This window comes from Mesorhizobium sp. LCM 4576, assembly GCF_001854815.1.
Taxonomy (GTDB): domain Bacteria; phylum Pseudomonadota; class Alphaproteobacteria; order Rhizobiales; family Rhizobiaceae; genus Mesorhizobium; species Mesorhizobium plurifarium.
This window is the reverse complement of sequence record NZ_MDDT01000023.1, coordinates 61,287-76,188: the sequence shown is the minus strand read 5'-3', so window position 1 is coordinate 76,188 and position 14,902 is coordinate 61,287. Positions and strand designations below refer to the sequence as shown.

General features: G+C 65.0%; 14 protein-coding genes. 5 read left to right on the top strand and 9 right to left on the bottom strand.

The genetic code is table 11. The features are described from left to right. The 5 genes from LCM4576_RS13095 to LCM4576_RS13075 all read left to right on the top strand — a co-directional run. A partial coding sequence (locus LCM4576_RS13095) for a 2-dehydro-3-deoxygalactonokinase (RefSeq protein WP_198540242.1) occupies window positions 1-438 on the top strand: 438 nt, incomplete at its 5' end. Next, on the top strand, window positions 435-1,070 hold the full coding sequence (locus LCM4576_RS13090) for a 2-dehydro-3-deoxy-6-phosphogalactonate aldolase (protein ID WP_071031757.1): 636 nt from the start codon (window positions 435-437) through the stop codon (window positions 1,068-1,070). The genes LCM4576_RS13095 and LCM4576_RS13090, both read left to right, overlap by 4 nt. A gap of 2 nt (window positions 1,071-1,072) precedes the next feature. Further along, a complete protein-coding gene (locus LCM4576_RS13085) occupies window positions 1,073-1,945 on the top strand; it encodes an SMP-30/gluconolactonase/LRE family protein (protein WP_407067376.1) in 873 nt (290 codons plus the stop codon). A gap of 104 nt (window positions 1,946-2,049) precedes the next feature. Further along, window positions 2,050-3,102, top strand: coding sequence for a D-alanine:D-lactate ligase-like protein (locus tag LCM4576_RS13080; protein WP_071032473.1), 1,053 nt, complete (start codon window positions 2,050-2,052; stop codon window positions 3,100-3,102). A gap of 233 nt (window positions 3,103-3,335) precedes the next feature. Continuing rightward, window positions 3,336-4,604 carry a low temperature requirement protein A gene (locus LCM4576_RS13075; RefSeq protein WP_198540225.1) on the top strand — a complete coding sequence of 423 codons (1,269 nt, stop codon included), beginning with the start codon at window positions 3,336-3,338 and terminating at the stop codon, window positions 4,602-4,604. A 72-nt stretch (window positions 4,605-4,676) separates the two neighbouring features. Here LCM4576_RS13075 and LCM4576_RS13070 read toward each other — a convergent pair whose 3' ends face one another. The 9 genes from LCM4576_RS13070 to LCM4576_RS13030 form a co-directional block, all read right to left on the bottom strand. Next, on the bottom strand, window positions 4,677-4,964 hold the full coding sequence (locus LCM4576_RS13070) for a DUF1330 domain-containing protein (protein WP_040986451.1): 288 nt from the start codon (window positions 4,962-4,964) through the stop codon (window positions 4,677-4,679). 41 nt (window positions 4,965-5,005) lie between these two features. Then, complete coding sequence (gene pyrF, locus LCM4576_RS13065) at window positions 5,006-5,689, bottom strand: orotidine-5'-phosphate decarboxylase (protein WP_071031917.1); 684 nt, start codon at window positions 5,687-5,689, stop codon at window positions 5,006-5,008. Between the two features lie 23 nt (window positions 5,690-5,712). Next, window positions 5,713-6,309: an NADPH-dependent FMN reductase gene (locus LCM4576_RS13060; RefSeq protein ID WP_071031754.1), complete on the bottom strand. Its 597-nt coding sequence runs from the start codon at window positions 6,307-6,309 to the stop codon at window positions 5,713-5,715. Window positions 6,310-6,452: 143 nt separating this feature from the next. After that, on the bottom strand, window positions 6,453-7,058 hold the full coding sequence (gene pmtA / locus LCM4576_RS13055) for a phospholipid N-methyltransferase PmtA (protein ID WP_071031753.1): 606 nt from the start codon (window positions 7,056-7,058) through the stop codon (window positions 6,453-6,455). 148 nt (window positions 7,059-7,206) lie between these two features. Further along, the gene (gene dnaJ, locus LCM4576_RS13050; protein ID WP_071032472.1) at window positions 7,207-8,334 is read right to left on the bottom strand and encodes a molecular chaperone DnaJ; all 1,128 of its coding nucleotides are present in this window, start codon (window positions 8,332-8,334) and stop codon (window positions 7,207-7,209) included. A gap of 201 nt (window positions 8,335-8,535) precedes the next feature. After that, window positions 8,536-10,452, bottom strand: coding sequence for a molecular chaperone DnaK (gene dnaK, locus LCM4576_RS13045; protein WP_071069053.1), 1,917 nt, complete (start codon window positions 10,450-10,452; stop codon window positions 8,536-8,538). A gap of 521 nt (window positions 10,453-10,973) precedes the next feature. Continuing rightward, the gene (locus LCM4576_RS13040) at window positions 10,974-11,942 is read right to left on the bottom strand and encodes a substrate-binding domain-containing protein (RefSeq protein WP_071032470.1); all 969 of its coding nucleotides are present in this window, start codon (window positions 11,940-11,942) and stop codon (window positions 10,974-10,976) included. A gap of 18 nt (window positions 11,943-11,960) precedes the next feature. Next, complete coding sequence (locus tag LCM4576_RS13035; protein WP_071032469.1) at window positions 11,961-13,256, bottom strand: ABC transporter permease; 1,296 nt, start codon at window positions 13,254-13,256, stop codon at window positions 11,961-11,963. Further along, window positions 13,253-14,833 (bottom strand): sugar ABC transporter ATP-binding protein, encoded by a 1,581-nt coding sequence (locus LCM4576_RS13030; RefSeq protein WP_071032468.1) that lies wholly within the window; start codon window positions 14,831-14,833, stop codon window positions 13,253-13,255. Before LCM4576_RS13030 ends, LCM4576_RS13035 begins: the two co-directional genes overlap by 4 nt. Between the last annotated feature and the right edge of the window lie 69 nt (window positions 14,834-14,902).

The window sequence follows — 14,902 nt, the reverse complement described above, 5'->3', positions numbered from 1 at the left end:
CCGACCGGCGAATTGTTTTCCGTATTGGCCGCGCACTCGATCCTGAAACATTCGCTCGGCGAGCATCCCGCTCCGGTCGCGGCGGACAGCCCATTCTTCCGGCAATGGTGCGAACGGGCCTTGGGCGAGGGCGGCGACGTCACCTCGAAACTGTTTGCCATCCGCGCCGCCGGGCTTCTGCAGGACTTGCAGTCCACCGATGCGGCGGCATGCCTGTCCGGGCTTCTGATCGGCGGCGAGATCGCCTCGGCCAAGCGACGCTACGGCGCAAGCGAGGCGCCGGTCGTGCTGGTCGCCTCAGGCGCGCTGGCGACGCTTTATGGCGCGGCGCTCGGCCTTGCCGGCCTTGCTTTTCGCACGGTCGACGCCGATGAAGCGGTGCGCGCCGGCCTCGCCGAGGCCGCGCGCGAGAACGGCATGATTGGAGGCGCTTCATGAGCCAGACCGCACCCTTCCCGAAGCTCAAGCGCGGCCTGGTCGCCATCTTGCGCGGTCTCAAGCCGTCCGAGGCCGTGGCGATCGGCCGGGCGATCCATGACGCCGGTATCGAGGCGATCGAGGTGCCGCTCAATTCGCCGGAGCCGTTCGTCTCCATCGCCGATCTGGTCAAGACGCTGCCGCAAACAGCGCTGATTGGCGCCGGCACGGTGCTGACCGCCGCCGATGTCGACGGCCTGCACAAGGCCGGCGGCAAGTTGCTGGTCAGTCCGAACATCGATGCCGAGGTCATGGGCCGCGCCATGCATCATGGCATGGTGACGATGCCGGGCGTGTTCACGCCCACCGAGGCCTTCCAGGCGATCCGGTTAGGAGCCTCGGCGCTGAAATTCTTCCCGGCGAGCGTGCTTGGATCGAGCGGCATCGCGGCGGTGCGCGCGGTGCTGCCGGCAACGACGCTGGTCGGCGCCGTCGGCGGCGTCTCGGACAAGGACTTTGCCGGCTACAAGGCGGTCGGCGTCAGCGTCTTTGGCCTCGGGTCCAGCCTCTACAAGCCGGGCGCGTCGGTCGAGGACGTCGCGCTGCGCGCCCGCGCCGCGGTCGCCGCCTGGGACGAAGCCTTCGGAGGATGACGATGGACGGCGTTTCGGTTTTTTCCGATCATATCTGCGAACTTGGCGAAGGCCCGAGCTACGATCCCGCCACCGACACTTTGTTCTGGTTCGACATCGTCAATGGCAAACTCCTGGAGAAGCCGCTCGCCGGCGCGCTGAAAATCCATGATCTCGGCGTCATGGCCAGCGCCATCGCCGTCATCGACGACGAGCGCCAGCTCATCGCCACAGAGACCGGCCTGCAGGTCCGCGACGTGAAAACCGGCAGGCTGACGATGCACACRCCGATCGAGGCCGACAACCCGCTGACGCGCTCCAACGATTCGCGCGTCCATCCCTGCGGCGCGCTGTGGACCGGCACGATGGGCAAGGGCGAGGAGAAGGGCGCCGGCTCGATCTACTGGTTCTTCAAGGGCGAATTGCGCCGRCTGTTTTCGGGCATCACCGTCTCGAATTCCATCTGCTTCTCGGAGGACGGCAAAATCGCCTACTACACCGACACAGCGACCGGGCTGCTGATGCGCGTCGCCTGCGATCCGGCGACCGGTCTGCCGGCCGGCGAAGTGAAAGTGTTCGTCGATCACCGCTCCTCGAAAGGCTATATCGACGGTTCGGTCGTCGATCGCGACGGCGTGCTGTGGAACGCCGTCTGGGGCGGCAAGGCGGTGAAGGCCTATGCGCCGGACGGCACGCTGCTGCGCGAGATCGCGATGCCGGTGACGCAGGCTTCCTGCCCCGCCTTTGTCGGCGCGAAAGCCGATCGCCTCGCCGTGACCTCGGCCTGGAGCRGCAAGGACGAAAAACAGCGCGCTCTCGATCCGCAGGCCGGGATGACCTTCCTRCTCGATATCCCGGTCAACGGCCGCTTCGAGCCGCGGGTGCTGATCGCCTAAGGCAGGTCAGCACTATCAGGCAATCGCCTTGGCCCGGTCGGTTTCCCGCAAGCCGGCCGCTGCGGCCATGCGATGGTAGCGCCTGATTTCGCCCGGAGCATTCGATGCCGCAGCCGACGCTGATCCTTGTCTACGAACCRGAAAGGCCCTGTTTCGACCGGCTCGTCGCCGCCGGCTATCCAACGGAGCGCGCCATCGAGATCTCCTCTTATCTGGCGCAGTCGACCGACCTCGCACCGGAGTTCGACCTGCTCGCGGCAGCTTGCGGGAAGCGGGGGATCGCTTTCAAGCCTGTCGAGCTCGACAATGCGGCGCCGGTTCTGGCGAAGGYCGATCCCGCGAGCACGCTGGTCTGGACGTTGACCGACGGCATAGCCTATTTCCGCGGCGGGGCAGCACCCGCAATGGCCCGCCTCAACGGCCTGCGCACCATCGGCGCCGACGATTCGCTGTTCGCGCTCTGCCAGGACAAGCTCCGCTCCGGCGCCGTGCTCGGCGCGCTCGGCCTGCCGGCGCCGCAGGCCGGCCTTGCCCGCAACGGCGAGTGGCTGGTCGAACCGCCGGCCTCGCCGAAAGGCTGGTTCGTGAAGCCCAACCGACTGGGCGCCAAGATCGGCATCTGGCCGGATTCGCGCATCGGCTATCTCGGCCACGCGCTGGAGCTTAGCCGGCGTGTCTTTTCCCACTATCGCGACGACGTCGTCGTCCAGCCCTATGTCGCCGGCCGCAATGTGCGGGCGAGCTTCCTGGGGTTGAAGCCCGAAACCGGCGTCGAGGCCTTGGGCATCTTCTTCGTCGATTCCGGCGGCGATTTCCAGACCATGGCCGACTCGATGGCGCTTTATGGCGATACCGGCCAGGCGGCGAAGGATGCGGGCACCTATGTCGAGCCGGAGCTTGAGGCGGTCGGCGCCAGTCAGCCGGAGGCGGATCGGAAAATCCGCGCCGTCGCGCAGAGGCTGATCGGCGRCCTTGGCTTGCGGGATGTCTTTTCCATCGATTTCAGGGTCGAGGCCGACGACACCGTGCACCTCATCGAGTTCGAAGTCTGCCCCGGCCTGCCCTGCTTCGATTTCCGCGACTATTGCCGCAGGGAGTGGGGCATGAGCCTTGCCGATGYGATGGCCGAGACGGCAGCGAGCCGGTTGCGGTCGTGACACTCATGATTGGCTGAGACCTAACGACTTCGTCATTCCAGGGTCTGCGCTGCGTCGCTACGCTCCTTGCTCCACCCGTGGATGACGAAATGATGGACGTTCCGGCGAATCTCCAATGAACCGTGGGCGCCTTGCTGTCTCCGCCGCTCGCACAGGCCCGCATTGCAACACCCGCGCCTTGACGCATGGTTCTTCGCCTCTACTGTCGCGGCTCTGTCAACGAGAGCCGCGCAATGAACACAACGCCCGTCAGCGTTCAAAGTCTCCACCATCATCTAAGGCGCATGGGCGGGCGCGACCCGCATGAGACGCATCGCGTCGCCACGCCGCTCGAGCTGCTCTTCGACCTGACCTTCGTCACCGCTTTCGGCCTTGCCGCCTCGCAGCTGGCGCACGCCCTGGCAGAGGGCCATTACGCGGTCGGCCTGCTCGRCTTCRGCTTCGCCGGCTTCGCCATCTGCTGGGCCTGGATCAATTTCTCTTGGTTCGCCTCGGCCTATGACACCGACGACTGGCTTTTCCGCCTCATCACCATGGTGCAGATGATCGGCGTGCTGGTGCTGGCCATCGGCCTGCCGCGCATGTTCGCCTCGATCGAGCATGGCGAGCATCTCGACAATTCCATCATGGTGCTGGGCTACGTCATCATGCGCGTCGCCATGATCTTCCAGTGGCTGCGCGCGGCAAGGCAGGATCCGGCGCGTCGCGACATCTGCCTCACCTATGTCACGGCTATCGCCATCGCCCAGATCGGCTGGGTGGTGCAGATCCTGGTCGATTTCTCGATCGAGACCAGCGCCGTGCTCGCCGTCGTCCTGMTGCTGGTAGAGCTCGCCGGGCCCGTGCTCGCCGAGCGCAGAAACGGCGGCAYGCCCTGGCACGCGCATCACATGGCCGAACGCTATAGCCTGTTCGCCATCATCGCGCTCGGCGAAGGGGTCGTCGGCACGCTGGCCTCGCTGTCGGCCGTGGTCGAGGAGCAGGGTTGGAACCTCGATGCCGCCCTTGTCGGCGTCGCCGGCACCGGTCTCACCTTCGGCATGTGGTGGTGCTACTACATGCTGCCCTCGGCGCCGGTGCTGCATGCGCACCGCGACCGCTCATTCGTCTGGGGTTACGGCCAGATGGTCATCGTGGCCGCGATCGTCGCCACCGGCGCCGGCCTGCATGTCGCGGCCTATTTCATCGAGCACAAGACCCAGACCGGGCCGCTGGCGACACTGCTCTCGACCGCGATTCCGCTGACCATTTTCCTCGGCGGGATCTATGCGCTCTACTATTACCTCGTGCAGCGCTTCGACCCGTTCCACATCTGGCTGCTGCTGGCCACGGCGGCGGTCACCGCACTCGCCGTCGTCGCCGCCATTGCAGGCGTGGACATGGCGGTGTGCCTGATCATCCTGACGCTGGCGCCGGCGGTCACCGTCGTCGGCTACGAAATCCATGGTMATCGCCACCAGGCGGAATCRCTCGCCATGGACGAGCGGCACACGCTGCACTGACGGAGGGGCGAGAGCTTTAGTGCGTTRCGCAATTCCTGACGGAAAACCGCTCACACTTTTCCTGGAATTGCTCTAGATGCCCTCGACCAGCACGATCTCGCCGTCGGCCACTTTCTGGCGGATGGCGACGGCGCGCTGGTATTCCGGCGAGTGGTAGCAGTCATGCGCCGCCGCCAGCGATTCGAACTCGATGATGACGTTGCGGGCGCGCCCCGGACCCTCGGCCTTTTCGTGCTCGCCGCCGCGCGCCAGGAACTTCGCGCCGAAGCGGTCGAAGGCGAGCTTCGCGGCCGCGACATAGTCCTTGTAGCCCTCGGCGTCGCGCACATCGACACGGGCGATCCAATATCCCTTGGGCATTCTTCTTCTCCTGTTTGCGTTGTCCGAACGAGGACTGGTCCTCAGGCCGAMAGCATCTCTGCGAGGATCGCCTCGGCCGCCGCGCGCCGGTCCGGCGCGGCGACGATCGGCCGGCCGACGACCAGGTGGCTGGAGCCGTTGCGGATCGCCTGCGCCGGGCTCACCACGCGCTTCTGATCGCCATGGTCGCTGCCCGACGGCCRGATGCCCGGCGTCACCACCGCCAGGTCGGGGCCGACGATGCGGCGCACCGCTTCGGCCTCCTCGGCCGAGCAGACGACGCCGCCCATGCCGGCATGCAGCGTCTGTTCGGAGCGCCTGAGCACCAGCGTGTGCGGGTCGTATTCATAACCGGCGTCGATCACGTCCTGCTCGTCCATCGAGGTCAGCACCGTCACGCCGAGCAGGCAAAGCTCGCTGCCCCTGGCCGCCTCGACAGCCGCTCTCATGGTTTTGGGATAGGCATGCAGCGTCAGCATCGTCACGCCCATCTTGACGATGTTCTCGACGCCCTTGGCGACCGTATTGTCGATGTCGAGCAGCTTCATGTCGAGGAACACTTTGGTGCCGCCGCTGGCGAGCTCCCGCGCGAAGTCGAGCCCGCCGGCGAAGGCGAGCTGGTAGCCGATCTTGTAGAACGAGATGGCGCCTTCGRGCTCGCGCACCGCCTTCTCGGCTTCCTTCAGCGTCGGCACGTCGAGCCCGACGATCAACCTGTCCCGCATCGTGTCGGCCTCCGCGAAATTGATCACGCCTCGATCCGGGTGGACAGCATGCGCGAGGTTTCGATCAGTGTACGGCATAGGCGCTCCATCGATTGGTGTAGTCTGGCGTCCCTGAATCGTCCGTCCTCGGCGAAGGCTTCGCCGGCCTCGGAAACCGAGCATTCGGGCGTGATCACCTCCATCTGGCAACGCACCAGCACCGCGCGCAGATGGTTGATGYAGCGTATGCCGGCGAACTTGCCTTCCGAGGATGAGCAGAGAGCGACGGGCTTGCCGTAGAGCGGCCTGAACGAACGGCTGCCCTCGCGCCGTATCCGRCTCWCCCAGTCGATCGCGTTCTTGAGCAAGGGCGGGATCGAGCCGTTATATTCGGGCGTCGCGATCAGCAACCCGTCATGCGCGGCGATCTGGCGGCCAAGCTTGATCGCGTTCTCGGGGATGCCTTTTTCCTTTTCCAGGTCCTCGTCCATGATCGGCAGTGGATAGTCGCGGAGCGAGATGCGCGTCACCTCCGCGCCCTGCATGGCGAGCTCCTTCTGCGCCACATCGGCCGTCCGGCCGCTATAGGCGCCGGTGCGGACCGAGCCGGCGAAGACGAGGATTCGTGGGATCACTGCCATTGGCCACCCTTGTTCGGGGACAGGTACAGCCAAGGAGCATTCAAATCAACGGCCGGATGAGGGAATAGGCATTAGGCAGTAGGGGAATGGGCGGTTCGATTTCCAGACTTTTCCCTACTGCCTATTCCCTACTGCCTTCTCGTCTAATGCGCTGCGCGCCGGTAGATCCACAGCTGCGTCGGCGGGATGTTGCGGAAGATGAAATCGAAATGYTCGACCGTGTAGTCGCCGCGCCCGRCCGGGATCGGCGACAAYGGGCCGTAGGTGAGCTGCACGATAGGCCGTCCGGCGGGAATGCGGTCGAGCAGGCTTTCGACATAGGCGATGCGCTGGGCGACCGGGAAATTGAGCAGCGGCACRCCAGAGACGACCGAATCGAACACCATGTCGCGCTTGTCGCCGAGCGTGGCATTGAGATTGAAGGCGTCTCCCTCGATCACGTTGACTCCGGGATAGAGCCCGCGCAGATGGCGCACGAAGTCGGTCGAATATTCGACCGCGTAGAGGTTTTCGGGCTTCACGCCCTGGGCGAGGATGGCGCGGGTGATGACGCCGGTGCCGGGGCCGACCTCGAGCACAGGCAGGCCGGATCTCGGATTGACGATCGACGCCATCTTGCGGGCGGTGATGGAACTGGTGGGAACGATCGAGCCGACCGTCTTCGGCTTGTCGATCCAGCCTTTGAAGAACTTCAGCTCGTCGTCGAATTTTTCGGCCAGCGCTTTGCGCAACCCGGGACTACGTGCCATCACGAGCTCTCCTCAATGCTCCGCCCCCGATCCGCTACTTAGCAGGTGGGTGGGACAAGGCAAGGCGTCAAGCTGGCATAAGGTGTTGATGACGCTTGGGAAGCCGATCGCGCCCTCCCATGCCGTGCGAAATGCGGGGCTGCGGCGATCAGCTCTCGCCGAACGATTCGAAGAAGTCCTTCATGCGCGCGAAGAAGCCGCTCGACTGGGGCGAATTTTCCTTCGAGGAGAGCTGCTCGAACTCTTCCAGCAATTCGCGCTGGCGGCGCGTCAGGTTCTGCGGCGTCTCGACCGCCGTCTGGATATAGAGGTCGCCGACATTGGGCTGGCGCAGCACCGGCATGCCCTTGCCCTTCAAGCGGAACTGGCGGCCATTCTGGGTGCCTTCCGGCACCTTCACCTTGGTTTGCGTGCCGTCGAGCGTGGTGACCTCGAAGGAACCGCCAAGGGCGGCCGTCGTCATCGAGATCGGCACCTTGCAATAGAGATCGGCGCCGTCGCGCTGGAAGAATTCGTGCGGCTTGACCGCGAGGAAGATGTAGAGGTCGCCGGACGGTCCGCCGCGCAGGCCCGCCTCGCCCTCATTGGCAAGCCGGATGCGGGTGCCGTCCTCGATGCCGGCCGGGATGTTGACCGACAGCGAGCGCTCCTCGGTGACGCGGCCCTGGCCGGCGCATTTCGGGCAGGGATCCTTGATCGTCTGGCCGCGGCCCTGGCATTGCGGGCAGGTCCGCTCGATAGAGAAGAAGCCTTGCGTGGCGCGCACCTTGCCATGGCCATGGCACATCGAGCAGGTCACCGGCTGCGTGCCGGGCTTGGCGCCGCTGCCGGAGCATTCCGAACAGGAGATGGAGGCCGGCACATGGATCTGCGCGGTCTTGCCGGAGAAAGCTTCTTCCAGCGTGATTTCCATGTTGTAGCGCAGGTCGGCGCCGCGCTCGCGGCCGCCCGACGAGCGGCGCTGGCGACCGCCCATCATGTCGCCGAAAATGTCCTCGAAGATGTCGGCGAAGCCGCCGGCGCCGAAGCCGTGCGCCGCGCCGTTCATGCCGCCCTCGAAGGCAGCGTGGCCGAAGCGGTCATAGGCGGCGCGCTTCTGCGGGTCCTTCAGCGTCTCGTAGGCTTCGTTGATTTCCTTGAACTTGTGCTCGCAGGCATGGTCGCCGGGGTTGCGGTCGGGGTGGAACTGCATGGCGAGCTTACGAAAAGCGCTCTTTAGCTCCTTGTCGTCGGCGCCCCTTTGCACGCCCAGCGTTTCGTAGAAATCAGCTTTCATTTTTTCCCGCTGTCCGGATGCTCAATGTCTTCAAGCATTGTTGGCAATCTTTGCCGGCATGGTCTTGGATTTAGGAGCGATGTTTCCCGGATGCTAGTACCAAGCCGGGGCAGCTCCGGGTTTTTCGTCATTTTTTCGGTCAGGGTTGCAAAAAAGCCCGGCCTTGCGCCGGGCTTTTGCACTTATTCGCCGTCAGCCGGCTCAGGCCGACTTCTTCTTGTCGTCGTCTTCGTTGATTTCCTCGAAGTCGGCGTCGACCACGTCCGAATCCTTGGCGGCATCCGCCTTGGCGTCGGCTTCGGCCGCTTCCTTCTGCGAGGCCTCATACATGGCCTGGCCGAGCTTCATCGAGGCTTCGGCGAGCGCCTGCGACTTGGCCTCGATGTCGGCCGGGTCGTCGCCTTCGGCGGCGGTCTTCAGCGCGGCAATCGCATCCGAGATCGCGGCGCGGTCGGCCTCCGAGACCTTGTCGCCATAGTCCTTGAGCGACTTCTCGGACGAATGCACCAGCGCCTCGGCCTGATTGCGGGCCTCGACGAGAGCACGGCGCTTCTTGTCCGCCTCGGCATTGGCCTCGGCATCCTTCACCATCTTCTCGATGTCGGCGTCGGACAGACCGCCCGAAGCCTGGATGCGGATCTGGTGCTCCTTGCCGGTGCCCTTGTCCTTGGCCGAGACGTTGACGATGCCGTTGGCGTCGATGTCGAAGGTGACCTCGATCTGCGGCACGCCACGCGGAGCCGGCGGGATGCCGACCAGGTCGAACTGGCCGAGCAGCTTGTTGTCGGCCGCCATTTCACGCTCGCCCTGGAAGACGCGGATCGTCACAGCCGACTGCGAATCCTCGGCGGTCGAGAAGGTCTGGCTCTTCTTGGTCGGGATCGTCGTGTTGCGCTCGATCAGCCGGGTGAACACGCCGCCCAGCGTCTCGATGCCCAGCGACAGCGGCGTCACGTCGAGCAGCAGCACGTCCTTGACGTCGCCCTGCAGCACGCCGGCCTGGATGGCGGCGCCGAGCGCGACGACCTCATCCGGGTTGACGCCCTTGTGCGGCTCCTTGCCGAAGAACTGCTTCACGATCTCCTGGATCTTGGGCATGCGGGTCATGCCGCCGACCAGAACCACTTCGTCGATCTCGCCAGCCTTCAGGCCGGCATCCTTGAGCGCCGCCTTGCAGGGCTCGATGGTGCGCTGCACGAGGTCCTCGACCAGGCTTTCGAACTTCGCCCGGGTGAGCTTCATCGTCAGGTGCTTCGGGCCGCTGGCGTCGGCGGTGATGAAGGGCAGGTTGATCTCGGTCTGCGTCGTCGACGACAGCTCGATCTTGGCCTTCTCGGCCGCTTCCTTCAGGCGCTGYAGCGCGAGCTTGTCGGCCTTGAGGTCGATGCCCTGTTCCTTCTTGAACTCGGCCGCCAGATATTCGACGAGCCGCATGTCGAAGTCCTCGCCGCCGAGGAAGGTGTCGCCATTGGTCGACTTCACCTCGAACACGCCGTCGCCGATTTCGAGCACCGAAATATCGAAGGTGCCGCCGCCAAGGTCATAGACGGCGATGGTCTTGCCGTCCTTCTTTTCCAGGCCGTAGGCAAGTGCTGCGGCCGTCGGCTCGTTGATGATGCGCAGCACCTCGAGACCGGCGATTCGGCCGGCGTCCTTGGTCGCTTGGCGCTGGGCGTCGTTGAAATAGGCCGGAACGGTGATGACCGCCTTCTCGACCTTCTCGCCGAGATAGGCYTCCGCCGTCTCCTTCATCTTCTGCAGGATCATGGCCGAGATCTGGCTGGGCGACTGCTTCTTGCCGCCGGCCTCGACCCAGGCGTCGCCATTGTCGCCCTTGACGATCTTGTAGGGGACAAGCTTCTTGTCCTTCTCCGTCACCGGGTCGTCATAGCGGCGGCCGATCAGGCGCTTGACCGCGAAGATGGTGTTTTCCGGATTGGTGACCGCCTGGCGCTTGGCCGGCTGGCCGACGAGACGTTCGCCGTCGCTCGAGATGGCGACGATGGAAGGCGTCGTGCGCGCGCCTTCAGCGTTCTCGATAACCTTCGGGTCYTTGCCATCCATGATGGCGATACAGGAATTGGTGGTGCCGAGATCGATACCGATAACTTTTGCCAWTGTTCTAGTCTCTCCTCTAAGCAGGCTCTCAGGACCCTTCAAAAGGCGTTCCGACGAAAGCCCCTGTTCACAAGAAATCCCGTCATGGTCCCGCTTTTCGGGCCCGGACGGCTGGCGCGTATATAAGAACAGGCGACACAAGGCGCAAGCATTCTGCGCAAGCTGTCCGTCGTCTTGGCAGCGACCGGGAAGAAACCCGCCGCGCTTTGCGCCAGAGCCGCTCTGGGATCGGTCTATCCTGCTGTTCCAGCTTGGTTTTTTTGAAGCGGTGCCGCTTAGGCCGCGCGGAGCTGCCGACAGGCAGGGTCGGGACTTGCCGTTTCGGGCGTGACTTTCGGTCGCGAAAGAGCGGAAAATCGGCATTGCGGCGACGCCTGCCGCATCCGGCGGCAAGCTATCGGAGCGCCTCGCGCTTGGGCAAAGCCCTGCCGGGCGCGTGGCCCGGCAGGGGGATTTCAGGCTTCAAGCAATTCCAGGAAAAGTGCGTAGCGGTTTTCCGTTCGGAATTGCGTCAAACAAACCTAGAGCCCGTTGTCCTTGAGTATCTTGGCGGCGTTCTCCTTGGTGACCTTTTCCGTCGGCAGCGTGATGGTCTTTTCGACCTTCTCGCCGTTCAGGAACTTGATCGCCTGGCGCAGGCCCTCGGCGCCCGGCGTGACATAGGTGAAGGTCGCCGTCAGCTCGCCCTTGTTCACCATCTGCACGCCTTCGTTGGGCAGGCCGTCGATGCCGATGAACTTGATGTCCTTCTCGCGCCCGACGTCCTTGGCCGCGAGATAGGCGCCATAGGCCATCGGATCGTTGTGGCCGTAGACGAGGTCGATCTTCTCGTTGGTCTTCAGCGCGTTGGCCATGATGTTGTAGGCCTGGTCCTGCTTCCAGTCGCCCGACTGCTGGTCGAGCAGGTACTTGATGCCCGGCTCCTTGTCGGTGAATTCATGGAAGCCGTCATGGCGGTCATGCGCCGGCTGCGTGCCCATGCCGCCCCAGATCTCGACGACGTTGCCGGCTGCCTTGCCCTTGCCGCCGAGAAGCTCGACGGCATATTCGCCCGCCGCGCGGCCGATCAGCTTGTTGTCGCCGCCGACGAACTGCGTATAGTCCTTGGTGTCGACATTGCGGTCGAGCACGAAGACCGGGATCTTGGCGTCGATCGCCTGCTGCACCACGCCGGTGAGGCCTGCCGATTCCTTCGGCGACACCAGCAGCGCGTCGACCTCCTGGCGGATCAGGTTCTCGACATCGGCGACCTGCTTTTCGGTCTTGTCCTCGCCATCGGTGATGATCAGCTCGACTTCCGGATGCTTGGCGGCTTCGGCGATGATGTCCTTGTTGAACTGGGCACGCCAGGGCTCGATGGTCGTCACCTGCGAGAAGCCGATCTTCCACTTCTTGTCCTGGGCAAGGGCGTGGTTGCTGGAAAAGAGAGCGGTCGTCGTCAGAAGTGCCGCCGCGAAGGTGGCGAGCTTCAGCATATCACGTCGTGTCATGGTTCTGTTTCCTCCGGATTATAGAGACGAGGTCTCCTGTGACGGCCGCTTGGCCGCGGCCGTTTCCTTTTGCGCCGTCCGCCCGTTGGGCAGGCGCAGATAGCTTAAGATGTCGCCGGCATTGCGCTCCTGCACGAGCACGGTCCCGATGATGATCGCTCCCTTCAGCACCAGCTGAAGGTTCGAATTGATGTTGTGCAACTGCAGGATGTTGGACAGCAGGCCGAAGATCAGCACGCCGCAAAAGGTGCCGATCAGGCTGYCGCGCCCGCCCATCAGGCTGGTGCCGCCGATGACCACGGCGGCGATGGCGTCGAGCTCCAGCCCGGCGCCGGCATCCGGCTTGCCTTGCCGATATTGCGCCACGTAGAGCACCGCCGCGATGCCGGCGAGCAGGCCGGAYATCGCATAGGTGGCGATCTTGACGCGCCCGGCGGCGATGCCGGAGAGCCGTGCCGCCTCCTCGTTGCCGCCGATGGCGTAGACATAGCGGCCGAATGGCGTGAAGCGCAGCACCGCGCCGTAGATCACCACCGCGCCGAGGAAGAACAGGCCGGGCATCGGCACGACGCCGAACACCAGCGAGCGCAGGATCTCGAACTCTTCGGTGGCGTTGGAGCCGGTATAAACCGGCAGCACCGCATTGTTCTGGCCGGCGGTCAGCCGGGCGATGCCGAGCGCCGTCACCATCATCGCCAGCGTGACGATGAAGGGCTGCAGGCGGCCGGCGACGATGATGAAGCCGTTGATGGTGCCGAACAGAAGGCCGACGCAAGGCGCCACCAGCAGCACGCCGAGCACGCCGAACTTGGTTTCGACCTGCGGCAGCAGGTACCACAGCGAAAGGCAGCACAGCACCACGCCGACGACGCCCGGGACGACCAGTCCGCGCGCCTTGCCCAGCCGCACCTCGCGGCTGACGTCCGCGCCGGCGCGGGACTTCTCGATGTTAAGCAGGATGAAGCGGGTGATGAGCGCGCCGAGGCAGAGCGCCACCAGCGCGGTCGTCGGCACGCCGAGCGCCGCCGACGGCGTGACGCCGGGCACGGTGAGCAGCATGGCGCAGACCACCGAGCAGATCGCCATCAGCGAGCCGACGGAAAGATCGATGCCGCCGGTCAGGATCACCGCCGTCATGCCGGTGGCGATAAGGCCGGTGGTCGACACCTGGCGCAGCACGTCGAGCAGGTTGCCGTAGGACAGGAAGATGTTGTTGCCCTTGGAGCTGATCGGCGAGCCGAACACGCCGATCAGGAAGATGGCGATCAGCCCCCAGTAGAGCTTGGTGCGGGAGAGAAGGCTGATGAGGCTCATGCGGCAGGTCTCGTAGTACGTCGCGGCGCGGCAAGCCGCATGATCGCTTCCTCGCTGGCCTCGGCGCGGGACAGGATTCCGCGCTGGCGGCCCTCCGCCATGACCAGGATGCGGTCGGCCAGATGCAGAAGCTCGGGCAGTTCCGAGCTGATCACGACAATCGCCAGCCCGTCGCCCGCCAGCTTGAAGATGAGGTCGTAGATTTCGCGCTTGGCGCCGACATCGATGCCGCGTGTCGGCTCGTCGAGCAGAAGCACGCTCGGCCGCGTCGCCAGCCACTTGCCGATCACCACCTTCTGCTGGTTGCCGCCCGACAGCGTGCCGGCGGCCTGCTCGATGCTTCCGCAGCGTATGCCGAGCGCGCTCACCGCCTCGCGCGCCAGGCCCTGCTCGCCCGAACGCGAGCGCAGGCCGAAGCGCGCCAGCGCGCCGACCAGGGGCAGCGCGACATTGTCGGTGATCGAGGCCGTGAGATGCAGGCCTTGCGTCTTGCGGTCCTCGGTGACCAGGGCGATGCCCAGCCGGCGCGCCTCGCGCGGCGAGCCGATCTCGACCGGCACGCCGTCGAGCCTGATCTCGCCGCCGGTGCGGCCATCGCTGGAGCCGAAGATCGCCTCCAGGATTTCGGTGCGGCYGGAACCCAGCAGCCCGCCTATGCCGAGGATTTCGCCAGCCGAAAGATCGAAGCTCACGCCCTCGATCACCGTGCGCCAGCCATGCCGGTCGGGCTTGGACAGCGACAGCTCCCTGACCGAGAGYGCTATCCTGCCGCCGGGGCCGCGMTCGTGATCGGAGGACGCCAGAAGGTCGCGCCCGACCATGGCCGAGATGATGGCGTCTTCATCCAGCGCCGCCATATCCTGCGTCAACACATGACGCCCGTCGCGCAGCACCGTCACCCGGCTCGCCAAGTGCATGACCTCGTCGATGCGGTGCGAGATGTAGACGATGGCGACGCCGCTTGCCGCGAGCTGGCGGATGATGCGGAACAGTCGCTCGCATTCGGCCGGCGAGAGTGCCGAGGTCGGCTCGTCCATGATCAGGATGCGCGCTGATTTCGACAGCGCCTTGGCGATCTCCACCAGCTGCTGCTCGCCGACCCTGAGCGTGCCGACGCGCGCTTCCGGGTCGAGCTCGATGCCGAGACGCTGCAGCAGCACTTTTGCCGCGCGGCTGCTCGCCTTGCGGTCGACGACCAGCCCGGCGATCAGCTTTTCGCGGCCGAGGAAGATGTTGTCGGCGACGCTGAGCTCGGGAACGAGGTTGAGCTCCTGGTGGATGATGGCAATGCCGGCGTCTTCGGCGTCGCGGACCCCGGTGAAACGAACCGCCTGGCCGTCGACGGCAACAGTGCCTTCGTAATCCGTATAGACGCCCGAGAGTATCTTCATCAGCGTCGACTTGCCGGCGCCGTTCTCGCCCATCAGCGCGTGCACTTCGCCCGGCCTGAGGTCCAGGCCGACATCGGACAGCGCGGCGATGCCGCCAAACCGCTTGGAAATGCCGGTCGCGCCCAGGACGACGGTTGGACCGTCGGCCGCCAGGTTTTCCGTCATGATGGGGCCAGCGCGCTGCATGGCAAAGGACGGCCTCCCTCCGTCGTCTTCGATTGCCCGAACGCTAATCTAAACGTTTCGAATGTGTCA